Annotated in this window: 27 protein-coding genes; 15 read left to right on the top strand and 12 right to left on the bottom strand. The window is 66.1% G+C overall.

Annotated elements, in window-relative coordinates:
* Window positions 1–147: 147 nt before the first annotated feature.
* Complete coding sequence (locus L2A60_RS00005; protein WP_235702312.1) at window positions 148–1140, bottom strand: LysM peptidoglycan-binding domain-containing protein; 993 nt, start codon at window positions 1138–1140, stop codon at window positions 148–150.
* Window positions 1141–1386: 246 nt separating this feature from the next.
* Between L2A60_RS00005 and L2A60_RS00010 the strand changes: the two genes are divergently transcribed.
* Window positions 1387–1986, top strand: coding sequence for an LOG family protein (locus L2A60_RS00010; protein ID WP_235702313.1), 600 nt, complete (start codon window positions 1387–1389; stop codon window positions 1984–1986).
* Here the strand turns inward: L2A60_RS00010 and L2A60_RS00015 are convergent.
* From L2A60_RS00015 to hisG, 6 genes are read right to left on the bottom strand one after another with little or no spacing between them, the layout of a single operon-like run.
* Window positions 1935–2099 carry a DNA gyrase inhibitor YacG gene (locus tag L2A60_RS00015; RefSeq protein WP_235702314.1) on the bottom strand — a complete coding sequence of 55 codons (165 nt, stop codon included), beginning with the start codon at window positions 2097–2099 and terminating at the stop codon, window positions 1935–1937. The two genes, L2A60_RS00010 and L2A60_RS00015, sit on opposite strands and share 52 nt — an antisense overlap.
* The gene (locus L2A60_RS00020) at window positions 2096–2965 is read right to left on the bottom strand and encodes a ribonuclease E/G (RefSeq protein WP_235702315.1); all 870 of its coding nucleotides are present in this window, start codon (window positions 2963–2965) and stop codon (window positions 2096–2098) included. The genes L2A60_RS00015 and L2A60_RS00020 overlap by 4 nt, the downstream gene beginning before the upstream one ends.
* A complete protein-coding gene (locus tag L2A60_RS00025; protein ID WP_235702316.1) occupies window positions 2953–3516 on the bottom strand; it encodes a Maf family protein in 564 nt (187 codons plus the stop codon). The genes L2A60_RS00020 and L2A60_RS00025 overlap by 13 nt, the downstream gene beginning before the upstream one ends.
* Before the next feature lie 14 nt (window positions 3517–3530).
* Window positions 3531–3749 carry a translation initiation factor IF-1 gene (gene infA, locus L2A60_RS00030; RefSeq protein ID WP_174503779.1) on the bottom strand — a complete coding sequence of 73 codons (219 nt, stop codon included), beginning with the start codon at window positions 3747–3749 and terminating at the stop codon, window positions 3531–3533.
* Between the two features lie 58 nt (window positions 3750–3807).
* The gene (gene hisD / locus L2A60_RS00035; protein ID WP_235702317.1) at window positions 3808–5094 is read right to left on the bottom strand and encodes a histidinol dehydrogenase; all 1287 of its coding nucleotides are present in this window, start codon (window positions 5092–5094) and stop codon (window positions 3808–3810) included.
* Entirely contained in the window at window positions 5094–5792 is a 699-nt protein-coding gene (gene hisG / locus L2A60_RS00040) for an ATP phosphoribosyltransferase (protein ID WP_235702318.1), read from the bottom strand. Before hisG ends, hisD begins: the two co-directional genes overlap by 1 nt.
* A gap of 184 nt (window positions 5793–5976) precedes the next feature.
* On the opposite strand from hisG, the gene L2A60_RS00045 reads away from it, so the two are divergent.
* From L2A60_RS00045 to L2A60_RS00060, 4 genes are read left to right on the top strand one after another with little or no spacing between them, the layout of a single operon-like run.
* A complete protein-coding gene (locus L2A60_RS00045; protein WP_235702319.1) occupies window positions 5977–8331 on the top strand; it encodes a TonB-dependent receptor in 2355 nt (784 codons plus the stop codon).
* Window positions 8332–8390: 59 nt separating this feature from the next.
* On the top strand, window positions 8391–9311 hold the full coding sequence (locus L2A60_RS00050) for a hydroxymethylglutaryl-CoA lyase (protein ID WP_235702320.1): 921 nt from the start codon (window positions 8391–8393) through the stop codon (window positions 9309–9311).
* Window positions 9308–10495: a CaiB/BaiF CoA transferase family protein gene (locus tag L2A60_RS00055; protein WP_235702321.1), complete on the top strand. Its 1188-nt coding sequence runs from the start codon at window positions 9308–9310 to the stop codon at window positions 10493–10495. The genes L2A60_RS00050 and L2A60_RS00055 overlap by 4 nt, the downstream gene beginning before the upstream one ends.
* A gap of 11 nt (window positions 10496–10506) precedes the next feature.
* The gene (locus tag L2A60_RS00060) at window positions 10507–11373 is read left to right on the top strand and encodes an NAD(P)-dependent oxidoreductase (RefSeq protein WP_235702322.1); all 867 of its coding nucleotides are present in this window, start codon (window positions 10507–10509) and stop codon (window positions 11371–11373) included.
* 3 nt (window positions 11374–11376) lie between these two features.
* On the opposite strand, the gene L2A60_RS00065 is transcribed toward L2A60_RS00060, so the two are convergent.
* Entirely contained in the window at window positions 11377–11571 is a 195-nt protein-coding gene (locus L2A60_RS00065) for an EexN family lipoprotein (protein WP_235702323.1), read from the bottom strand.
* A gap of 138 nt (window positions 11572–11709) precedes the next feature.
* On the opposite strand from L2A60_RS00065, the gene L2A60_RS00070 reads away from it, so the two are divergent.
* The 3 genes from L2A60_RS00070 to rlmN are packed head-to-tail and all read left to right on the top strand — an operon-like array spanning window position 11710 to window position 13702.
* The gene (locus L2A60_RS00070) at window positions 11710–11949 is read left to right on the top strand and encodes a hypothetical protein (RefSeq protein ID WP_235702324.1); all 240 of its coding nucleotides are present in this window, start codon (window positions 11710–11712) and stop codon (window positions 11947–11949) included.
* A 48-nt stretch (window positions 11950–11997) separates the two neighbouring features.
* Complete coding sequence (locus L2A60_RS00075; protein ID WP_235702325.1) at window positions 11998–12543, top strand: invasion associated locus B family protein; 546 nt, start codon at window positions 11998–12000, stop codon at window positions 12541–12543.
* Window positions 12544–12547: 4 nt separating this feature from the next.
* The gene (gene rlmN / locus L2A60_RS00080; RefSeq protein WP_407932495.1) at window positions 12548–13702 is read left to right on the top strand and encodes a 23S rRNA (adenine(2503)-C(2))-methyltransferase RlmN; all 1155 of its coding nucleotides are present in this window, start codon (window positions 12548–12550) and stop codon (window positions 13700–13702) included.
* Between the two features lie 3 nt (window positions 13703–13705).
* Here rlmN and L2A60_RS00085 read toward each other — a convergent pair whose 3' ends face one another.
* Together L2A60_RS00085 and L2A60_RS00090 are read right to left on the bottom strand one after the other, a co-directional pair.
* On the bottom strand, window positions 13706–14113 hold the full coding sequence (locus L2A60_RS00085) for a type II toxin-antitoxin system VapC family toxin (RefSeq protein ID WP_235702327.1): 408 nt from the start codon (window positions 14111–14113) through the stop codon (window positions 13706–13708).
* Window positions 14110–14349 (bottom strand): type II toxin-antitoxin system VapB family antitoxin, encoded by a 240-nt coding sequence (locus L2A60_RS00090; RefSeq protein WP_235702328.1) that lies wholly within the window; start codon window positions 14347–14349, stop codon window positions 14110–14112. The genes L2A60_RS00085 and L2A60_RS00090 overlap by 4 nt, the downstream gene beginning before the upstream one ends.
* A 149-nt stretch (window positions 14350–14498) precedes the next feature.
* On the opposite strand from L2A60_RS00090, the gene L2A60_RS00095 reads away from it, so the two are divergent.
* A complete protein-coding gene (locus L2A60_RS00095; protein WP_235702329.1) occupies window positions 14499–14975 on the top strand; it encodes a PRC-barrel domain-containing protein in 477 nt (158 codons plus the stop codon).
* The gene (locus L2A60_RS00100; protein WP_235702330.1) at window positions 14972–16186 is read left to right on the top strand and encodes an MFS transporter; all 1215 of its coding nucleotides are present in this window, start codon (window positions 14972–14974) and stop codon (window positions 16184–16186) included. The genes L2A60_RS00095 and L2A60_RS00100 overlap by 4 nt, the downstream gene beginning before the upstream one ends.
* Here L2A60_RS00100 and L2A60_RS00105 read toward each other — a convergent pair.
* Window positions 16165–18291, bottom strand: a complete 2127-nt coding sequence (locus L2A60_RS00105; protein WP_235702331.1) for an amylo-alpha-1,6-glucosidase — start codon at window positions 18289–18291, stop codon at window positions 16165–16167. The genes L2A60_RS00100 and L2A60_RS00105 overlap by 22 nt on opposite strands.
* A gap of 208 nt (window positions 18292–18499) precedes the next feature.
* On the opposite strand from L2A60_RS00105, the gene rpmB reads away from it, so the two are divergent.
* The 3 genes from rpmB (at window position 18500) to proC (ending at window position 20290) form a co-directional block, all read left to right on the top strand.
* Entirely contained in the window at window positions 18500–18802 is a 303-nt protein-coding gene (rpmB, locus tag L2A60_RS00110; protein WP_235702582.1) for a 50S ribosomal protein L28, read from the top strand.
* Window positions 18803–18977: 175 nt separating this feature from the next.
* Window positions 18978–19481 carry a type III secretion system chaperone family protein gene (locus L2A60_RS00115; RefSeq protein ID WP_235702332.1) on the top strand — a complete coding sequence of 168 codons (504 nt, stop codon included), beginning with the start codon at window positions 18978–18980 and terminating at the stop codon, window positions 19479–19481.
* Window positions 19478–20290 (top strand): pyrroline-5-carboxylate reductase, encoded by an 813-nt coding sequence (gene proC, locus L2A60_RS00120; protein WP_235702333.1) that lies wholly within the window; start codon window positions 19478–19480, stop codon window positions 20288–20290. The genes L2A60_RS00115 and proC overlap by 4 nt, the downstream gene beginning before the upstream one ends.
* On the opposite strand, the gene L2A60_RS00125 is transcribed toward proC, so the two are convergent.
* Entirely contained in the window at window positions 20287–21228 is a 942-nt protein-coding gene (locus tag L2A60_RS00125) for a LysR family transcriptional regulator (RefSeq protein ID WP_235702334.1), read from the bottom strand. The two genes, proC and L2A60_RS00125, sit on opposite strands and share 4 nt — an antisense overlap.
* A gap of 113 nt (window positions 21229–21341) precedes the next feature.
* Between L2A60_RS00125 and L2A60_RS00130 the strand changes: the two genes are divergently transcribed.
* Together L2A60_RS00130 and L2A60_RS00135 are read left to right on the top strand one after the other, a co-directional pair.
* Entirely contained in the window at window positions 21342–22400 is a 1059-nt protein-coding gene (locus tag L2A60_RS00130) for an FUSC family protein (protein ID WP_235702335.1), read from the top strand.
* The gene (locus L2A60_RS00135) at window positions 22397–22615 is read left to right on the top strand and encodes a DUF1656 domain-containing protein (RefSeq protein WP_235702336.1); all 219 of its coding nucleotides are present in this window, start codon (window positions 22397–22399) and stop codon (window positions 22613–22615) included. Before L2A60_RS00130 ends, L2A60_RS00135 begins: the two co-directional genes overlap by 4 nt.
* Window positions 22616–22623 lie beyond the last annotated feature (8 nt).

Raw genomic sequence — 22623 nt, forward strand, 5'->3', positions numbered from 1 at the left:
TGTCTGCTGAGGTTGGGATGGCAACCCAAACTTCTCAGACAGGAGACCGTCGCGTGAAGTGCGCCATCAACGGCGCCGCAAAATCAGCCGGAAATCACTACCGCAGAGCGGTTTTGTTCAATCCCCCCGGTCAAATGACGACACACCCTAATTCTGCGCCGGCTGCGGCAGCACGAATCTCTGGCCGGGATAGATCAGGTTGGGGTCGCGGATGCTCGCTTCGTTGGCGCGATAGATCAGAGAATATTCGGTGCCCTTGCCGTACACCGCGCGCGCGATCAGCCAGAGGCACTGGCCGCGCTTGATCACGACATGGCCGGGTGCCAGCGACGCGACGCGATGCGGCGCGAAGGCGGTCTGCATGGTCGCGGTGACGGCACCGTTGCTGCCCGTGGTTTCCAGCCGGAACGTGCCGGGCTTGGCTTGCATGTGATCGGTGCGCATCTGCCATCGCCCGTTGGCGCCGGCGATCGCGGTGCCGAGCTTGGTGTGGCCGAGGAACAGCGACACATGCGCGCCCGGCTTCGCGGTGCCGGCGATCACCGCGTTGCCGGTGGCGTCATAATCGACCGAACCGAGGCCGAGGCTGCCGGGTTTCGGCCCCTGGCCGGTCAACACCTCGGACGGGGTTTTGCCGATGCCGCTCAGCACCGCGAGCGCACCCTCGTTCGGCGCGTTGGGCACCGAAACCGTCACGCTGCGCGCGCTCGCCAGGGTCTGGCCATTGCCCAGCGCCTCGGAGATCGCGATCTGCTGGCCGCCCGGCGCCAGCGGCTTGGAGGTGACGAAGGCGAAGCTGCCCGAGGAATCCGCCTTCACCGTGCCGATCGGTTTGCCGTTGGCGGTGATCGTCACCGTGGCGCCGGGTGCTGCGCGCCCCGCGATCACCGCATTGCCGCCGGCATCGACGCGCACGGTGTCGAAAGTCGGTCCGTTCGGCGCTGCCTGCTTCTGAACCGTTGCCTGGGCGATTTTCGGCGCGGCCTTGGTCGGTTCGAAATGGCTCTTGCCGCTGAGGAATACGAGGCCGAGCAACGCGAGCACGCCGAGCGTGGCGATCGCCGCCGGGGCGGCCCAATCGGGGATCGCCGGTCGCCGATCGATTTTGTCGGGTCCGGCCTGCTGCGCGTTCTGAGACATCGGAGACTCTGTCGCTAGTGTGGCGGTTCTGAAGTTCCTATGCATTCGCGGCGGTGGTTTTAGGAACTCCAGAACCAAAAACCACACTAGAATCATATATTTGCTAGTGTTTTTCCGATTCGGAAGGTCGTAAAACGCCGCTTTTGGCACCGACGAACTTCCGAATCGAGACACTAGCTTGCTTCGGTGGAAAGACCCTGCCACGAAGGCGCGCTGTTCGATAGTATCGGTGGGTAATTCTGGATGATGAGTCACATTTCGGTCACGGTATTCTGCGGGTCTTCGGTGGGTGCCGAGCCCGACTACATGGCGGCGGCGCGCGCGCTGGGAAAGGGTCTGGCGGCGCGCGGCATGGGCCTCGTGTTCGGCGGCGGCAATGTCGGGCTGATGGGCGAACTCGCCGGTGCGGCGCTCGGCGCGGGCGCTCATGTCACCGGCATCATTCCCGAATTCCTGCGCGCCCGCGAGGTCGAGTTTCCCGGCCTCAGCGAGCTGATCGTGACGGATTCCATGCACACCCGCAAGCGGCGCATGTTCGCCCGCGCGGATGCCTTCGTGGTGCTGCCGGGCGGGCTCGGCACGCTGGACGAGCTGATTGAAATCATCACCTGGAAGCAGCTCGGCCGGCACGACAAGCCGATCATCCTGGTCGATATTCTCGGCTGGGCGCAGCCGGTCGCCGCTCTGCTCGACCACGTGATCGCGGCCGGTTTCGCCCGGCCTTCGGCGCGGGGTTTGATCGAGATGGTGAAGGATGTGCCGGTGGCACTCGCCCGGCTGGAGGCGCTGGCAGATTATTCCGAGCCGGAATCGTCCGTGGGGATTTCCGCGGTCGGCAGCCGGTAATCCTCGCCGAACCAGCGGCCGAGATCGACTTCCCGGCACCGGCGCGAGCAGAAGGGTTTGTGCTCCCGCGTGGCCGGTTTATGGCAGATCGGGCAGAGCGGCGGCGTGGTCACCGCAGGATCTCGTGCAACGGCGTGCGGACGCGCGGGCGCAGCACTTCGGCGAAACCGAGGACGGTGAAGCCGAGCAGACGGGGTTTCAGGGGATCGCGCGCGAGGGCGGCGGCGAGATCGGGGCCGAGTGCCGCGCGGGACGACGCTTTCATGCCGGCAAAATCGATCAGGATCGCGCCGCCGAGATTGCGCAGCCGGATCTGGCGGGCGAGTTCGGGAATCACCGCGCGGTTCAGCCGTGCCTGGGATGCGGCTTTGCCGCCGCGTTCGGCGGTCGCGGCGCCGGCGTCGATGTCGATCGCGGTGAGCGCGGGGGTCGGCGTGATGGTGGCGCGCGCGCCGCCGGGAAGGGCGATTTCGAGGTCTTCGAGAGACGCGATTTCGTCTTCGATGTCGGCAAAGCAGCCGGATTTGTATTCGACCAGGGCAAATCGGGGGCGGAGCGCGGCGATCAGGGCGTAGTCATCGGCGTAGATCGGGGCGGTCGGGTGCAGTGCGCGCCAGTCGCCGAGCGGGCCAGGCCCGCGCGCGATCAGGCCGGGTCTGGCGCCGGGCGCGTCCTTCGCGAGCGCGAGGCGCGGTCCCTTGGCGCCCTGGGCTGCGCGGGTGACGCGGAAGGCGGCGATATCGCCCTCCGACAGGGTCTTGCCGCCCGCGCTGTCGGGCAGGAAGCCGGTGGTGTCGCCAAGATCGGCGAACGCGCCGCCGAGGGCCGAAGCGCGGGTGCTGACTCGCCCGGTATAAAGATCGCCCACGCCGTCCGGGCTCGCCGGGCGCCAGAGCGTGTATTCGGCGAGCGCGCCGTTCTCGATCAGGGCGAGCCTGACGGCTTCACCACGCGCGGAGGCCAGAATTACGGTCGCCATCCGAGGCCGCGCAGCAGATTCGCCGTTTCGTGCAGCGGCAGCCCGACCACGCCGGAATAGGAGCCGGCGAGAAAATCGACGAAGCCGGCAGCGCGGCCCTGGATCGCGTAGCCGCCGGCCTTGCCGCGCCATTCGCCGCTGGCGATGTAGGCATCGACCATCGCGGGTTCGAGCCGGGCGAAGCCGACCACCGAGGCGACGTTGCGCGCGGCGATCCGCCCATCCGGCGCGCGGAGCGCGATCGCGGAATAGACCCGATGGCGGCGCCCGGCGAGCAATTCGAGGCAGCGCCGCGCTTCGGTTTCAGTGCCGGCTTTCGGCAGGACGCGCCGACCGAGCCCGACCACGGTATCGGCGGCGAGAATGAAGGCATCGGCGCGCGGCACGGCGGCGCATTTGGCGCGGGCGAGGCGAGCGGCGAGTTCGCGCGGGGTTTCGCCGCGCAAGGGCGTCTCGTCGATTTCGGGGACGACAATCGCGTCGGGCGCGATGCCGAGCTGGCGCAGCAGATCGAGCCGACGCGGGCTCGACGAGGCGAGAACCAGAGTCACTTGAAGCGGCCCGCTTACTTGAAGCGAAACGTGATCCGGCCCTTGGTGAGGTCGTAGGGGGTCATTTCCACGTTCACCCGGTCGCCGGCCAGGACGCGGATGCGGTTCTTGCGCATCTTGCCACTGGTATGCGCCAGAATCACGTGGTCGTTGTCCAGCTTGACGCGGAACATGGCATTGGGCAGCAGCTCGGCGACGGTGCCGCTGAATTCGATCATGTCTTCTTTCGACATCTATCCTCGTCGGTCGGTCATTGAACGATCGTTCCCATGAGCCCGAGCGGCGAATTGGTCAAGCTTCGAGCCGGATCGCGACCGAGCGGGCATGGGCGCCGAGCCCTTCGGCTTCGGCGAGGGTGACGGCCGAGGGGCCGATCGTGGCGAGGGATGCGGCATCGAGTTCCGCCCAGGTGGTGCGCTTAAGAAAATCATAGACCGACAGGCCGGAGGCGAAGCGCGCGGTTCCCGAGGTCGGCAGCACGTGGTTCGGCCCGGCGATGTAATCGCCGATCGCCTCGGGCGTGTGCCGGCCCAGGAAAACCGCGCCGGCATGGCGGATGCGCGCGAAATCCCGCGCCGGATCGGCGGTCATGATCTGCAGATGTTCGGGGGCGATGCGATTGGCAATGGCGGTCGCCTCGTCGAGGTTGCGCACCAGGACGATTGCGCCATGGTCGCGCCAGCTTGCCCCGGCGACGGCCGAGCGTGGCAGGGTTTTGAGCACGCGTGCGATGGTTTCGGCAACCGCGTCGGCGAAACCGGCATCGTCGGTGATCAGAATGGCCTGCGCTGCCTCGTCATGCTCGGCCTGGGCGAGAAGGTCGAGGGCGACGTGATCGGGGTTCTGCGCCGCATCGGCGATGACCAGGACTTCCGAGGGGCCGGCGATACTGTCGATGCCGACCCGGCCGAACACAAGGCGCTTGGCCTCGGCGACATAGGCATTGCCGGGGCCGACGATGCGATCGACCGGGGCGATGCGCGCCGTGCCGTAGGCGAGTGCTGCGACCGCCTGCGCGCCGCCGACGCGGTAGATCTCGGTCACGCCGGCGCGGTGGGCGGCGGCCAGAACCAGGGGGTTCGTCACCCCGTCCGGTGTGGGCACGCACATGGCGATGCGCGAAACCCCCGCGATGCGCGCGGGGATCGCGTTCATCAGAACCGAGGACGGATAGGCCGCCTTGCCGCCCGGCACATAGATGCCAACGGCATCGAGTGGTCCCCAGCGCAGGCCGAGGCGCGCGCCGGTTTCGTCGGTGAAGGCGAGGTCGGCGGGCATCTGGGCGCGGTGGAATGTCTCGATGCGGGTCGCGGCGCGGTCGAGCGCTGCACGCTGCGCCGCCGGCACGGCGGCGACCGCCGCGCCGATTTCGGTGGCGCCGATGTGGAGCGTGGTTTCGGTGAGCGGGAAACGGTCGAAGCGCGCGGTCAGGTCGATCAGCGCCGCGTCACCCTCGGCGCGCACGCGGGCTATGATCGCGGCGACGGCTTCGCTGACATCGATCGCCGTGGCGCGATCGGCGAGCAAGGCGGCGAGCGCGGCATCGAACCCAGGATCGGTGGTGGCGAGGCGGCGCATCAGGCGGCGGCTTCGAGGGCGGCGCGGAACCGGGCGATCCAGGCGCCGATTGCCTCGGGTCGGGTTTTCAGCGCGGTTCGGTTGACGATCAGCCGCGAGGTGACATGGGCGATCACCTCGGTCTCGACCAGGCCGTTGGCGACGAGGGTGCTGCCGGTCTGCACCAGATCGACGATCAGGCGCGACAGACCGAGGCCGGGGGCGAGTTCCATCGCGCCGTTGAGCGTGACGATTTCCGCCTGGATGCCGCGCATCGCGAAGTGCTTGCGGGTGATGCTGGGGTATTTGCTCGCCACCCGCACCCGCGACAGGCGCGAAAAATTGGTGCGCCCGGCCGCGTCCGCCGGTTCGGCGACCGAGATGCGGCAATGGCCGATGCCGAGATCGAGCGGCGCGTAGATATCCGGGTAGTCGAACTCCATCAGCACGTCGGCGCCGCAAATGCCGATTTCGGCGGCGCCGAAGGCGACGAAGGTGGCGACGTCGAAGCTGCGCACCCGGATCACGTCGAGCTCGGGGGTTTCCGTGTGAAAGCGCAGGCGGCGGGAGCTTTCGTCGGCATAATCCGCTTCCGGGACGATGCCGGCGCGGGCGAGCAGCGGCGCGCATTCGGCGAGAATGCGACCTTTCGGCAAAGCGAGAACCAGCGTGCGGCTCGCAACGTCGGCTGCCGGTGGAATAGGGGTCACGGCGGTCATGGCGCGGCGTTTACCACCGCACCGCGACCCTGCCAAACCTGCATCGGGCACGACGGTGCGTCATCGAGGCGCAACCAAACCGTCCCGAAAGCTTAACACCCCGCGCGGCCGGTTCCGGCTATCCCCCGCTCGATCTTTCGCGCCGTTACCGGCGCATTACCGACGCGATACAGAGGGGACTTCGATGAAAAGCGGTTTTTCCGGCCGGCGCATGGCGCGCCAGGGCTTGCGCGCGGCGTTGCTGGGTGCGGCGAGCATGATGGCCATGGCCGGAGCGGCACAGGCGCAGGCGGTAAACGCGGGAACGGTGTCGGCGAGCGGGACGATGAATGCCGCCGCCGCAGCGCTGAAAAAAACCGACCGGAGACTCACCAAAAAGCAGATTTTTGCCTCCGGCCAGAGCAAAGCGGTTCTGACCAGACAGCAGATTCAATCGGTCGGGCCGGCAGCGGGTGCCGCACAGGCATTGTCGCTGGCACCAGGCGTTGCGGTGCGTGGTTATGGCGGATCGGCAGGAACGGCGCGCTATGAGTTTTCGCTGCGTGGCGCGAAGGTTGGCTGGTCGTCGGTGAACGGCGATGCCGAGCGCAACGGGATCACGGTTCTGTTCGATGGCATTCCGATGAACAACCTAACCGCGCATAACGGCCAGTGGGATTCCAACGAAATTCCGATTCTGCAAATGATCAGCGGCATCAACGTGATCAACGGACCGGGCAATCCGGCGTCGCGCTGGTTCGACAGCATCGGCGGCACAGTCGATTTCGTGCCGGTGCAGCCGACCGCCAAGCCGGACTACGAGGTTGGCGGCACGTTCGGCAGCGATGCCACCTATGGCGGGCATTTCATCGCCAATTCCGGCCTGATCGATGGGTGGAGCATCCTTCTCGCGGGCGGCTATATCCGCAACGATACGTTCCGCGTTGGCGTGCCGGGCGTCAGTTTTCACGCGCCATCCGAATCCAATGCCTATTTTGGCAAGGTGACCCGGGTGTTCGACGGCGGCGCGATCAGTTTCGGCGGTTATGTCGACAACAATCATGAAGAGCGCCCCAGTCCACTGTTCATCCCGATCGCGCCGATCGCCGGAATCACGACTGAAGGGCTGGGTGCCAATGCGCCGCTCTACAGCCAGTCGACCAGCGGCTATTACAGTCTGTTGTCGCCCGCTGTCTGGTTCAAGCGCATTCAGGTGCGCGACTACATGCTTTACGGCAAACTGGCGCTCGATCTCGCGCCAGACTTGACCTTCCACAACAATACCTGGTTCCGGCACGGGGCGCGCGTTCATTACAGGATGAATAATTATATTCCGGGCAACGCGGCGAATACCGAGTATTATTATACCGAATCCGACACGTATGGCGATCAGGCCTACATGGACTGGAAACTGCCGGCGAACGATGTAAAGTTCGGGGGCTACGCGATCCATCAGCGCTATCAGCCGATCTATCTCGGCTATACGCCGAGCCTTGGCACCAACCAGCCGAATCCCTCTCAGATTTCAAACTTTACGCTCTATAACACGTTTCTTGACGCATACATTCAGGACACGATCACGCCGTTCAAGGGATTGAGCATTACCCCAGGTATTGCGGGTGTGGAGTATCAAACCAGCTTCTATAATAACGCCCTGGGCAATCCAAACAACGTTTCGGTGACGGGCAATACGCAGAAAACATTTACCAACCCGGAGCCTTCGGTGAGCGTGCGTTACCAACCGGTACCTTGGGGCGCGTTGTATGCGAGTTACGCGACATCCTATCAAAATCCAACCGATAACGGGTTCGGCGCCAACAACAGTAATGCCGGTGCCGTGGATATCGCGACGCTGAAGCCGGTCAAGAGCGTCGATTACGAAATCGGCGCCAAGCTGCTGTTTCACGATGCGGGCTTTCTGCACAACGCATCGCTCAACATCAATTACTTTCACGACAAACTAACCAACGAGACGATCGCAACCTATGTTACGAATTTTGCGCTGACCAAATTCGCATCTGCCAACGCCACGCTGAAGGGATTCAATATCGCGGCGACCGCCGATCCGAACTTCCATTGGCATCTGTTCGCCAATGTCAGCTTCAGCAACAACATCTACAATTCCTATCTGCCGGGCGGCGCGACCATGCCGCTCCAGGGCGTTCCGATCTCCTATAACCCGAAAGTCCTGGCCTCCATCGGTATCGACTACAAAACTTTCGTACGCGGCATTCTGGTGAATGTCGGCTTCCTCGATCAATATACCGGCTCGCAATATCTGTTCAACAATCTGACCGGTGCGCCCTCGAATGTGAAGCAGAAGAGCTTCAACATCGCCAATCTGAGTCTGGGTGCCGATATTCCGGTGCCGCAAAATGTTTCCCGCGCAGTGAAGGTGCTGAAACTGGCATTCAATATCAACAATCTGTTCGGCACCCGCTACAACCCGGTCCAGTATATTTCGAGTGGCGGGTATTTCGGCGGTAACAGTGCGGGAACGATCCTGGTTGCCCCAGGTGCACCGCGCCAGTATCTGGTATCGCTGACCGCGAAATTCTGAATGTCTGGGTAACCGGCACGACCCTTGCCGCGCCGGCGCGGGCGGCGCAGATTGGCCGCATGAGCGAACATGTAATGGTCTGCGAGGTCGGCCCGCGCGACGGGTTGCAGATGGCGAAATCGGTCATGCCCACCGAGGCGAAATGCGCCTGGATCGGCGCATTGGCGGCGTCGGGTCTGCGGGAGATCGAGGTGGGCAGTTTCGTGCCGGCGAAACTGATCCCGCAAATGGCGGATACCGATGCTGTGGTGCGGTTTTCGCGCGGAATTCCAGGGCTGACCGTGGTGGCGCTGGCGCCCAATCTGCGCGGCGCGGAAGCAGCCCTTGCGGCGGGGGCGCACCGGATCAGCATTCCGGTATCGGTCAGCGAGGGGCATTCCCGCGCCAATCTCAACCGCTCGCCGGACGAGCAGGTCGCGGTGGTGGCGAAGATCGTCGCCTGGATGCGCGAGGCGGGCGACAAGGCGGAAATCGAGGTCGCCTGCTCCACTGCCTTCGGCTGCTCGATCGACGGCGCGGTGCCGGAGCATGCGGTGGTGCGGATCGCATCGGCGCTGGCCGAGGCCGGGGTGAGCCAGATCGCGCTGGCCGATACGGTCGGCTACGCCAATCCCGCACAGATCAAGTCGGTGGTGCGCGCGGTGCGCGCCGAGATCGGGCCGGTGCTGCGCGGGCTGCATCTGCACGATACGATGGGACTCGGCATCGCCAATGCGCTGGCAGGGCTGGAAGCAGGCATCCGCGATTTCGATTCCGCGCTGGCCGGGCTCGGCGGCTGCCCGTTCGCGCCGGGGGCCTCGGGCAATATCGTCACCGAGGATCTGGTGTTCATGCTGGAGAGCATGGGGTTTGAAACCGGCATCGATCTCGCGAAACTGATCGCGGCGCGCGGCCTGCTGCATGCCGGATTGCCGGCCGAGCCGATGCACGGCCAGCTCGCGAAAGCGGGGATTCCCCGAACATTTCAGAAAGCCGCATGAGCGCCGCGGCGCTGGCGGGGCTCCGCGTCGTCGAATTCGCGCATATGGTGATGGGGCCAACCGCCGGGTTGATCCTGGCCGATCTCGGCGCCGACGTGGTGAAGATCGAACCGACGCCCGACGGCGACAACACGCGACGGCTGACCGGCTCGGGCATCGGCTTTTTCACCATGGCGAGCCGCAACAAGCGCAGCGTCATGCTCGATCTGAAATCGCCCGAGGGGCTCACGGTGGCGCGCCGACTGATCGGGCGCGCGGATGTGCTGACCGAGAATTTCCGCCCCGGCGCGCTGGACAAGCTCGGGCTCGGCTATGCGGAATGCGGTGCGGCGAATCCCCGCCTGATCTATTGCTCGCTGAAGGGTTTCCTGCCCGGCCCGTATGAGCACCGCACCGCGCTCGACGAGGTGGTGCAGATGATGGGCGGCCTCGCCTACATGACCGGCCCGGTCGGCCAGCCCTTGCGCGCCGGGGCTTCGGTGATCGACATCATGGGCGGCACCTATGGCGCGCTCGCGGTGCTGGCGGCGCTCGCCGAGCGGGAGCGCACCGGGCTCGGCCAGCACGTGCAGTCCGGCCTGTTCGAGAGTGTCGCGATGCTGATGGCGCAGCACATGGCACAGGCGGCGATTACCGGCACCGAGCCCAAGCCGATGAGTGCGCGCGATGTCGCCTGGCCGGTCTACGATATTTTCGATACCGCGGATGGACGGAAGATTTTCATCGGCGTGGTGACCGATACGCAATGGCGCGTGCTGTGCGCGGAATTCGGACTCGCCGGACTCGCGAACGACCCCGTTTTGTCCACCCAGGCGGAGCGCCGCGCGGCACGGCCGCGCACCCTGCCGGTGATCGCGAGCGCGTTCGCGCGCCTGACCGAAACCGAGCTGATCGCGCGCTGCGAACGGCTCGGCCTGCCGTTCGCGCCGATCGCGCGACCCGCCGATCTGTTCGAGGACCGGCATTTGCGGGATTCGGGAGGATTGGTTTCGGTGTCGCTGCCGGATGGGCGGCGCGTCGATCTGCCCGGATTGCCGATCAGCATGGGCGGCGAACGATTGCCGCTCCGGCGCGACGTGCCGGCGGCGGGGGCGGATAGCCGAAACGTGCTGGCGGAGCTTGGTTATGGCGAGGCTGAGATCGACGCGCTGATCGGCCTTGGTGCGGTGGGCGCAAACGGATAAGGAGCAAAAATATGGCGAAAATTGCATTCATCGGTCTCGGCGTGATGGGTTTTCCGATGGCCGGGCATCTTGCGTCGGGTGGGCACAATGTCACGGTCTATAACCGTTCTCCGGCGAAAGCCGAGGCCTGGGTCAAGAAACATGGCGGACGCAGCGCACCGACGCCGGAAGCGGCGGCGCGCGACTGTGCGTTCGTGTTCGCCTGTGTCGGCAATGACGATGATCTGCGCACGGTGACGATTGGCGACGGCGGCGCCTTCGCCGGGATGCAGCCGGGCTCGGTATTCGTCGACCACACCACCGCCTCGGCCACCGTCGCGCGCGAGCTGGACGCGGCGGCGCGGGAGCGGAAACTCGGATTTCTCGATGCGCCGGTCTCGGGCGGTCAGGCAGGTGCGGAATCTGGCAAGCTGACCGTGATGGTCGGCGGCGATGCGGGCGATTTCGAGCGCGCCAGGCCGGCGATCGGCTGTTTCGGTGCGGCGATCAGCCATATCGGCCCGTCGGGCAGCGGCCAGTTGACCAAGATGGTCAACCAGATCTGTGTCGCCGGCGTGGTGCAGGGGCTCGCCGAGGGGCTGCATTTCGCCGAGGCGGCGGGACTCGATGTCGCGGCGGTGGTCGGCGCGATTTCCAAGGGGGCCGCGCAAAGCTGGCAGATGGAGAATCGCTGGAAGGCGATGGTCGCGAAGGACTTCGATTTCGGCTTCGCGGTCGACTGGATGCGCAAGGATCTGGGCATCTGCCTCGCCCAGGCGCACGAAACCGGGGCGCGGCTGCCGGTGACCGCGCTGATCGATCAGTTCTACGCCGATGTGCAGGCGATGGGCGGCAGCCGGTGGGACACGTCGTCGCTGATCGCGCGGTTCGGGAAATGATCGTTAGAACAACTGGCTGTTGATCCGCAGCACCTTGCGGCAGAGCGGCGTGTTGGCCAGCGCGCCGCCGTTGTTTTCGCACCTCACCACTTCGCGCATCAGGGTGTGTGGGTGCTTGTGATAATAGGTGGCGGTGCTGTCGGCACAGCCGGCGAGCAGCGCGGTGGCGAGGATCAGCAGGATCGCGAGCGGTTTCATCGGTGCCTCAAAATTACGGCGTGCAGGTCGGATTGCCAAGACGATGGCCGTTTACATTTCGTTGCCGAACCGCCCGATACGCGCCATGATCCGCCGCGATAACGTGTTCGTGTTCAACACCGGATGGGAGACGAATTCATGACATTGAGCAAGACCAGAGCCGCGATCATGGCCGGCGTTCTGCTGGCGAGCGGTGCCGCGAGCGGGGTTGCCCTGGCCTATCAGGGTCATATGTTCCAGGCGCGCAACGCACTCTACGCCGCGCGCAGCCAGTTGCTCGCGGCAAGGCACAACAAGGGCGGCCATCGGGTCGCGGCGCTGCGGGCGGTCGATGCGGCGATCGCCCAGGTGAATATCGGCATCCGCGTCGGGCGATAAACGCGGGACAGCTTGTCGCGGCGGGGCGGGGCGCGTATTTCTCCGGTCATGAAACACGCACCCGCCCTCCTGCTTCTCGCCGCCGTCGCCCTGCCAGGCTTGGCCGTCGCGGCGCAAACCCCGGCCGCCGATGCGCCGAAACCGCTCGGCGTGTTCAAATCCTGGACCGCCGCGACCTACGGCACCGGCGCGGACAAGGCCTGCTATGCCTTCGCCACGACGAAACTGCCGAAAGGCAGCAAGGCCACGCCGGCGATGCTGACCGTGACCGAGCGCGCCGCGTTCCGCGACGAGATTTCGCTGAGCCAGGGCATCACCTATTCCAAGGGCGCCAAGGTGACGCTGGCGGTGGGCCCGACCACGCTGAAATTCTTCACCAAGGACAATATGGCCTATGCGATGAAGGGTGCGGCGACCACCAAGGCGTTCCTTGCCGGCAGTTCCGTCACCGCGACCGCGACGGCGCCCAACGCCAAGCCGGTGACCGATACGTTCGGGCTCGACGGGTTCGCCGATGCCTATAAGGCGATCCAGAAAGCCTGCCCGGCCGCTTCAGGAGCAAAAACGCCCGGCAGCACCAAGACGAAAAGCTGAAGAATTGTCCGCGACCCTCGACCTCGACGAAGCCGAACGCACGCGAATTCTCGCCAAGGCGGCAATTTTTGCGCCGCCTTCGGCGACCTTGGACGATGGGCGGCGCGATCTGGTCGGGCTGTCGCGCGCGGAACTGGCCGAGGCGGTGGCGAGCGTGGGCGAGGCGCCGTTCCGCGCCAAGCAGCTCTGGCACTGGATCTATCACCAGGGGGTGACCGATTTCGCGCTGATGGCGAATATCGCCAAGCCCTTGCGCGAGAAACTGGCCGCGCATTTCGCGATTTCCCGGCCGGATATCGCCGCCGACCGGCTCAGCGCGGACGAGACCCGCAAAATGCTGCTCCGCTTCCGCGACCATGAGGCGGTGGAGACGGTGTATATCCCGGATGTGACCGAGGATCGCGGCGCGGTGTGCATTTCCTCGCAGGTGGGCTGCACCCTGTCGTGCCGGTTCTGCCATACCGGCACCCAGCGGCTGACCCGCAATCTCTCGCCGGGCGAAATCGTCGGCCAGTTCATGACGATGCGCGACGCCTATGGCGAATGGCCGAGCCCGAAGGGCGAGACCCCGCGCCTGCTCTCGACCATCGTTCTGATGGGCATGGGCGAGCCGCTGTATAATTACGAGAATGTCGCGGCGGCGATGAAGATCGTGATGGATGGCGAGGGGATCGGCCTGTCGCGCCGGCGGATCACGCTGTCGACCTCCGGCGTGGTGCCGATGATGGACCGGGCCGGCACGGAACTCGGGGTCAACCTCGCGGTGTCGCTCCATGCGGTGCGCGACGACGTGCGCGACGTGATCGTGCCGCTCAACCGCAAATACAATATCGCCGAACTGATCGCCGCCTGCCGGCGCTATCCCGCCGCCTCGAACGCGCGGCGGATCACCTTCGAATATGTCATGCTCAAGGGGATCAACGACAGCGAAGCCGACGCGCGCGAACTGGTGCGGCTGATCGCGGGGATTCCGGCCAAAGTGAACCTGATTCCGTTCAACCCCTGGCCGGGCTCGACCTATGAAACATCGAGCGGCAACGCGATCCGCCGCTTCGCCGATATCGTGATGAATGCCGGCTATTCGTCTCCAGTGCGCACCCCGCGCGGACGCGACATCCTGGCGGCCTGCGGGCAGTTGAAGTCGGTCGAAGCCGCCTGAGCGTCAGACCAGCGCGGGCGTGATGTCGGTTCGGGCGAAATCATCGCCGAGAAACAGCAGCTTCGCATCGTTCGATCGCGCGCAGGCATAGGCGAAGCAATCGCCCATGTTGAGTGCGGCTTGGTGCCGGCCCTTGCCGAAGCGCGCATAAGCTTCGGTGGCGAGGGCAAATTCGCGTTCCGCAATGGGGACGAAGCCAAAACCCAGATTCTCAAGAAAAAGATCGACGCGGGCGCGGGTGATGTCGATCGGCAGGGCGTGGCTGCGGCAAAGCGCGGCGACGGTTTCCCACGCCGACAAGGCTGAACAGAGCCGTGATGACGCGGCATCGAGACAATCGGCCAAAGCGATTGCCGCAGGCTCCTTCGCGAGAATCGCGACCAGCGCGGAAGCGTCGGTGAAAACTCTCACGGTTCGCCGGAAAGGTCGTCGAAAAACGCCTTGTCGGCGACGAGCCCGGATTTCGGCGGCAAAGGATGTTCGGCCCAGAGCTGCCGGAGCCGCTCGCGCAGCGGGATGGCTTCGCGGTCGTGATCGAGAGCGGCGCGCACCGCCTGTTTCACCGCGTCCTGCTTGGTGCAATGGCGCTTTTGCGCGAGTTCGGCGACCAGCGCGGCGGTTTCGTCGTCCTTGATGAACAGGGGCATCGCACCCTCCATGGGGGGATATCCAATTTCATATAGTTGGATATCCGGCCGGGCGCAAGCCGGTTGGCCGGGTTGGAAACCCATGCGGCGCCCGCCATTTCGTACAGGATAAAGTGTGGAGGCCGGCGGCATGACAAGGAAGATGATCGATGCGGAATGATGCGCGGGCGGCCTGTCTCGCCGTGCTGCTCGCCGTCCCGGTGGCGCACCCGCAGACGCCCTATGGCGCGAGCGGCGCGGCGCGGCTGCCGCCGCCGCCGGTTCGACCGCCCAAGCCCAAGCCGCAGCCGCCGAAGCTGGAGCATTTGCGGAAAGTCCATGCCGAGGGGTTGCTTGGCCAGCCCGTGCTCGACACCAAGGGAAAAGCGATCGGCACTATTGTCGATGTGCTGATCGATCAGCGGGGTGATCCGAACGCCGCGGTGATCGAGTTTGCCGGGTTCCTCGGCGTCGGCAACCGCAAGATCGCGGTCGCCTGGACCGCGCTGCATTTCAGTGTGGTCAAGCAGCGCATCGCGATCACCATCGACCTCGACGCCGCCAAACTGAAATCCCTGCCGGAATACAAGCCGAGCGCGCCGTCGGTGCCCGTCGCCATCCAGCCCCGCGCCAAAGCGGCCCAGTGAACGGTGATCCGGTCTCGCCGCGCAGCCTGCGCGGCCTGGATTGGCTGAATTTCTTCGTCGCCGACGTGCAGACCGGCTTCGGCCCGTTCATCGCGATCTATCTGACCACCCAGCACTGGACCGATCTCGCGATCGGCGGCGTGCTCTCGCTCGGCACCATCGTCGCGATGGCGAGCCAGTTGCCGGCCGGCGCACTGGTCGACTGGATGCCGAGCAAGCGGCTGGCGGCGGCGCTGGCGATCGGCGCGATCACCGGCAGCGCGCTGTTGTTCGTGCTGATGCCGTCGCATTTCGGCATCGGCCTCGCCGAAATCCTCCACGGTTTCGCAAGCTGCATGTTGAACCCTGCGATCGCGGCGGTGAGTATTTCGCTGGTCAGCGTCGCCGCCCTTGGCGAGCGGCTGGGCCGCAACGCGCGCTTCGCCTCGATCGGCAACGGCGTGGCGGCGGCGGTGATGGGCGGTTTCGGCTATTATTTCGCGCCGGGTTCGGTGTTCTGGCTCACGGCGGCGCTCGGGGTGCCGTCGCTGCTGGCCTTGTCGCGGATCGAATCCCGCCGGGTGGTGCGCGATGCGGCCGAGCGCCGGCGCCCGCATGGCGGCACCTGGGCCGAATTGCGGGCGCTGTTCCTGGACCGGCGATTGCTCGCCTTCATGGCCTGCATCGTGCTGTTCCAGATGGCGGATGCGGCGATGCTGCCGTTCGTCGGCAGCGAAATCGCCGGCAAGGCGGGTAGTGTCGCCAATCTGGTGATCGCCGCCTGCATCGTCTGGCCGCAAATGGTGGTTGCGGCGATCTCGCCCTGGGTCGGGCGTGCCGCGCAGCGCCACGGACGGCGGCGGCTTCTGCTGCTCGGCTTCGCCGCGGAACCGTTGCGCGGGTTGTTGTTCGGCCTGACCGGATCGCCGGTGCCGGTGGTGCTGATCCAGGGGCTGGACGGCATCAGCGCCGCGGTGATCGGGGTGCTGCTGCCGCTGATCGCGGCCGACATCGCGCGGGAACGCGGCCATTTCAACCTGACCATGGGCGCGATCGGGCTTGCGGTCGGGCTGGGGGCGACGGTCAGCAGTGGCGCCGCCGGGGCGATCGCCAATGGGGTCGGGGTGCGCGCGGCGTTTTTCGCGCTGGCCGGCGCTGGGCTTCTGGCGACGGTGGCGGTGTGGTTCCTGATGCCCGAAACGGTGACGGATCAGGAGTCCACCACGACCTGACCGTCCGTGTTGCGCTGGAACGCGAAGCCGCGCGCGGCATTGCCGATGGTCAATCCCTCGATCCGCAAATGGGGAATACTGGCCGGAAGCGCCGGCAGGATCGCGCTGCCCGTGTCTGCCGCCGGGTCGACGCTGATCCCGGTACAGGCGTCCAGCAACGCGAACAAAGCGCCCGCCGCCCAGGCCTGCGGCGCGCAGGCGACCGGATAGGCGGTCGGCGCCCGGTCCCGCGCGCGGGGAAACCCGCAGAACAATTCGGGCAGCCGGTAGCGTTCCGCCCAGCTTGCGGTTGCGAACAGGGAATCGAACAGACGGGCGGCGGCGTCGCGGCGTCCGTAGCGGGCGAGGCCGAGGCCGATCAGCGCATTGTCGTGCGGCCAGACCGAGCCGTTATGGTAGGACATCGGGTTGAACCGCGCCTGGCCGCGCGCGAGGGTGCGAATGCCCCAGCCCGAGAAGAAATCCTCGCCCATCAGCCGGTCCGCGACCGATGCGGCGCGTTCGGGCAGGGCGATGCCGGCGAACAGCGCGTGTCCGGCATTGGAGGCCAGCACCCGGCAGGGCCGCTTCTCGCCATCCAGGGCGAGCACATAGAAACCGAATTCCTCGTCCCAGAACGCCGAATCGAAGGCCGCGCGGAGGGATGCCGCCTCGCCGGCAAGCGAAGCGGCGCGATCCTTCATGCCGAGCGATGCGGCGATGCGGCTCGCCGCCGATTTCGCGGCGAACACATAGGCCTGCACCTCGCACAGCGCGATCGGCCCGCGCGCGAGCGCGCCGTCGGCATGGAAAATCGAGTCCCGGCTGTCCTTCCAGCCCTGGTTGGCGAGGCCATGGGCCGATTTGCGGCCATATTCGACGAACCCGTCGCCATCGGCGTCGCCATATCGGTCGATCCAGTTCAGCGCCGCCTCGATATGCGGCCAGAGCATACGGATGAACGCGATATCGCCGGTGCGATCGGCATAGGCGCCGGCCAGCATCACGAAGAGCGGCGTAGCATCGACCGAGCCGTAATAACGCCGGAACGGCACTTCGCCGAGCCTTGCCATCTCACCGTCGCGGGCTTCGTGCAGGATCTTGCCCGGCTCGGCATCGGCGGCTGGGTCGGTTTCGGTGGCCTGATTGGCGGCGAGGTAGGCCAGAACGCCGCGCGCCAGCGCGGGCGCGAGCCACAGAACCTCCATCGCGGTGATGATCGCGTCGCGGCCGAACGCGGTGCTGAACCAGGGTACACCGGCATAGGGAAACGGCCCGTACTCGGTTTCGGTGGTCAGCATGAGCAGATCGTCGCGTGCCCGGCGCAGGATCGCATCGGCCAGCGGATTGCCGGTCGCGAGGGTGGCGGCATCGTCGCGCAGCCTCTGCCGCTGCGTGCGGGCTGCTTCCCGCGCGGGGGCGAAGCCCTCGATGGTCGGCGTATCCTCGTCGATCCCGGCCTGGATCGCCAGGGTGATCCTCTGTGTTTCACCCGGCGCGAGGTCGAGGACGAATTCGGCGCGCTCGCCATCCAGCCGGTCGGGCTTCGGGTCGAAATGCAGCCTGGTCCAGCGCCGCACGCCGTCGAGCCCGAGACAGGCGAGCGTGGCGCCGTGACCCGTGCAGGAAGGCGGCTGGATCGTGCCGTGCCGTGCGCGCCTGGTGCCGCGAATCTCGAACAGATCGGCGAAATCCGATCCAAAACCGATGGATACCGGCACGTGCTGCGCCAGTTGCGACCAGTTGGTGACGGTCAGAGTGTCGTGCCGCGCCGCGCGCCACAGGAAGCTTTCCCAGCGCAGCGCAATCTCGTTCGTATCGTCGCCCATGTCGGTGTTCGGCTTGGGCGCCGGACAGGCGAGATCGCAGACCAGGGCCGCGTTGTCCGCGCTGATCGCGGCACTCAGCAGGCGGGGTCGCGCGCCGGAGAGCGCGACCGCGAGCCGCGAGAGGTGGCGGGTGTCGCGATGATACAGCCCCTCCGCTCCGGCCTCCATGTCGCCGTTCGGGCCGAATATCGCGAAACTGTCGTCCGATTTCAGGGTGTGCGGTCGGTGTTCCGCGCGGGTGGCATCCGCCGCGACGGGAAAATGGCGCGGTTTCTTTTCTGGGATAGGCTGAGCCATCATAACTCCCTTTGCTGGTCTTCGTCGGGTACTTGGTACGTTGCCGGGCAGATTTCTCCGGTGAAATGGGGCGCCTTGCTTGACCCGAGCGCACGATTTGGCGATATAGCGCACGAACACCGTGGCACGGGGGCGTGTCACGGTTGATTTTTTATTGTCCGACACCAAACCGGCCTTGGCCGGGACTTTCTGGATCGAGGTTTCCGCCATGACCCGTCGCTGCGACATCACCGGCAAGAGCGTGCTCTCCGGCAACAATGTGAGCCGCGCGAACAACAAGTCGCGCCGCAGGTTCCTGCCCAATCTGCAGGACAGCTCGCTGCAGTCCGAGGCTCTGGGCCATTCGGTGCGGCTGCGGGTGACGCCGCGCGGCCTTTCCACCATCGAGCACAAAGGCGGGCTGGACGCGTTCCTGCTGGCGACGCCGAACCGCAAGCTGACCGACGAGGCGCTTCTGCTCAAGCGCCGGATCACGCGGGCGGCGGCCAAGCGCGAAGCGGCCTCCACCTGAAACTGAAGCCCGGCTGCACCACGGCAACCCGCCTTTCGAGGCGGGTTTACCATTTGGTGATATCCTGTTGGAAAAGCTTTGATTGCGGCGCGGCACCAAACTCCGGTAGACTCCGAGTCGGAGTCGGCCATCGCGCCGTGCGCTCCAGGCTCTTGCACGCAGGAGGAGACCCTCGATGACCTCCCTGACCTTGGAATCTCCCGGACATGCCGGCAATCCGCTCGATATCGTCGAACAGGTGATCGCGGCCAATGACTGGGCGTTCGACCGCCGCAGCGACAGTGAAATCGCCGCCGAAGCACCCGGCCGCTGGTGCGATTACGGGCTTTATTTTTCATGGTCGCATGAAATCTCGGTCATGCATTTCTCCTGCGCTTTCGACCTGAAGGCGCCGGAGCGGCGGCGTACCGCGCTCTACGAGCTGCTCGCCCGCGCCAACGAGAAATTATGGATCGGCCATTTCGGCATGGACCAGGACGACGGAATGCCGGTGTTCCGCCATTCCGTCCTGCTGCGCGGCGCGTCCGGCGCCTCGGCGGAAAGCGTCGAGGACATGGTGGATATCGCGGTCACCGAATGCGAGCGCTTTTTTCCGGCGTTCCAGTTCGTGCTGTGGGGCGGCAAGAGCCCAGACGAGGCACTGGCCGCCGCCATGCTGGAGTGTGTCGGCGAGGCATGACCGAGGCGTTGCCGCCGCTGCTGCTTCTGGGCGGCGGCAAGATGGGATCGGCGATGCTCGCCGGCTGGCGCGAGCGGGGGATTTCCCGCGTCGTCGTGGTCGATCCCGGCGCGCAGGCTGCATCGCTCGCCGACGGGCATGTCGTGGTAGTGGCTTCGGTGGATGCAATTCCGGCGGATTTCGCGCCCGGAGCAATCATTCTCGCGGTGAAACCCCAGGTCGCTTCCGAGGCGGTGGCGCCGCTCAGGCACCTTGCCGGCGGTGCCGCGATCGTCTCGATCATGGCGGGAAAAACCATCGCCTGGCTCGCATCCCAGTTCGGCGCCGGGGCGGCGGTGATCCGCGCGATGCCGAACACGCCCGCCGCCGTGCGCATGGGCATCACCGTGGCCTGCGCCGGGCCGAACGTCGCCCCGGATCAGCGCGATCTCGCCGAAACGCTGCTCGCCGCGGTGGGCGCGGTCGCGTTTGTCGAGGATGAAGCTCTGCTCGATCCGGTGACCGCGGTTTCCGGCGGAGGACCCGCCTATGTGTTTCTTCTGGCCGAATTGCTGGAAGCGGCGGCGGTCGAACAAGGCATTCCGCCCGAGCTTGCGCGCGATCTCGCCCGCCGGACGGTGATCGGCTCTGGCGCGCTGCTCGCCGCGAGCCCCGAGCCCGCCGAGGCGTTGCGCCGCGCCGTCACCAGCCCGAACGGCACCACCGAACGCGCGCTCGCCGTGCTGATGGAGCGATCCGCCTGGCCGGAGGCAATGTCGAAAGCGATCGCCGCCGCCACCGAACGCTCGCGGGAGCTGGCAAGGGGCTAATCGAAAATCGGCGCCTGCGGCACGCCCGCGATCGCGGCGGTGGATTGCAGGAACGGGGTCTGCGCGAATTCGGTGATCAGGAAATCCAGAATCGTGCGGGTGCGCGTCGGCACGTAGCGGCGGGTCGGCAGGATCGCGTAGACCTTCACCTTCATCGGGCAGAACGCGTCCAGCAGGGTGACCAGCCGTCCGGCATTGACATCGTCGATCGTGGTCAGGCGCGGCAGCATCGCGATGCCGAGGCCCGCGCGCGCCGCCCGGCGCACCGCTTCGCTGGAATCGGCGTGGAAGCGCCCCTGCACCGTCACCGTCTCCTCGGTGCCGTTGGTCGCGAAACGCCAGTTCCGGTCGATCCCCGGCCGGGTATAGACGATGCATTCATGCTTCAGCAGATCCTGTGGCGATTCCGGCGTGCCATGAGCCGCGAGATAGGCGGCCGACGCCACCAGTACCGAGGCGGCGCTGCCGATCACCCGCGTGATCACGCTGGCTTGCGTCGCCTCGGCGACCGAGATCGCGAGGTCGAGCCCTTCCTCGACCAGGTCGAACGGTCCGTCGCGCATTTTCAGGTCGATCGACATGTCCGGGAAGCGGGCGAAAAACTCCGGCAGCCGGGCCGCGAGATACATCCCCACCGAGGTCGGCACGCCGAGCCGGACCTGGCCCATCGGGGTTTTCTGTGCCGACCCGACACTGGCTTGCGCCGCTTCCATCGCCTCGACCACCGCGCGGGCGTGATCGAGAAACACCTGCCCGTCCTCGGTCAGGGACAGGCGCCGCGTGGTGCGCTGGATCAGCCGCACGCCGAGCTGATCCTCCAGGCCGGCGATCTGCCGCGAGACGACGGGCTGCGAGGTGTTCATCTCCCGCGCGACGGCGGAGAACGAGCCGCGCTCGGCAACCCGCACGAACGTATTGAGCAGCGTCAACTGGTCCATGGGGCGACCACCGTGTCAGTCGTGACCGGAAACATTCATTCTCCGCGACGCATGAGATAAATCCGAATTTCACGATATCGGTTAAGTCCGATTGTGAATATATTTCTGTCGTCATGGCCGCTATCAGTTTCGCCCGGTTGCGCCCGTCCGCTGCCGCGCTTTGCCGCGACCTGCCGCGCGACCTCATTTTTGCGTCGTGCACGGCGGCGGCGGCGCTGCTCGCGCTGTATCTCGCCATGGCGCTCAATCTCGACACGCCGCACTGGGCGGCCTGGACGGTGCTGACCGTCAGCCTGCCCTCGCCGGACCACGCGTTTTCCAAATCGCTCTACCGGATGATCGGCACGCTGGTGGGCGCGGCCATGGGCATCATCTTCATCGCCGCCTTCGCGCAAACCCCGCTGATATTCAGCGCCGCGATGGCGCTGTGGGCGGCGCTGTGCGTTTATATCGGCACCAGGGTCCGGCAATATCAGACCTATGCGCTGGCGCTGACCTGGCTGACCACCGGCATCGTCGCCTATGCGAGCGTGGCCGATCCCGGCAATGCTTTTACCATCGCGGTGAGCCGGACCGCCGAGGTCACGCTCGGGGTGGTCTGCGCCGGGCTTGCCGCGGCGCTGTTCGCCGGCCATCGGGCTCAGGGGCTGGCGCATGCGGCCTCGCCGGTGCCGGGACAGGCGATGCGCAACGCTGTCCGCGCGGCGCTGGCGATCGGGCTCGCGAGTCTGTTCTGGTATGTCTCGCAATGGCAGAACGGGCCGGATTTCGTGCTGATGTCCGGCGCGGCCACGACCCTGTTCGCCGCGCATCCCAGCAAGCTGACCGCGACGCTCGGGCTGTTGCGCGGCTTTCTGCTGGGCACCGCGCTCGGGCTGTTCGCCCGCTTCATCCTGTTCGCCCAGGGCGCCGATTTTTTCACCGAGGCGCTGATCCTGCTGCCGTTCCTGATTCTTGGCGGCCTCGGCGTGACCGATCCGCGCACCCAAGGGCCGGCGACCGGCTATAACCTGGCCTTCATGCTTGCCGCCGACCCGGCCAACCGGATCGATTTCGATCTCGGCGCCGCACTGAACACCGATCTTGCGATGATCCTCGGCGTGCTGTTCTCGATCGCCGCGTTCCTCGGCCTGGTGCCGATCCGCGAACTGCTGCGGCGGAGGCCGGCATGACCTTCCTTCCCCATCTCGCGGAGTTTTCGATCTTCGGTATCGGGATCGAGCCGGCGGTGCCGATGCTTCTGCTCGCGGTGGCGATCGCCGATGTGCTGCGCCGCGTGCTGACCCGGCTGGGGTTCGACCGGATGGTCTGGAACTGGCCGCTGTTCATGTTTGCCGTATTCGGCTGCATCGCCGGGGGATTGATCCTCGCGATGCCGCTGATCTGAGTCTTTGG

The organism is Acidiphilium iwatense (assembly GCF_021556475.1).
Classification (GTDB): domain Bacteria; phylum Pseudomonadota; class Alphaproteobacteria; order Acetobacterales; family Acetobacteraceae; genus Acidiphilium; species Acidiphilium iwatense.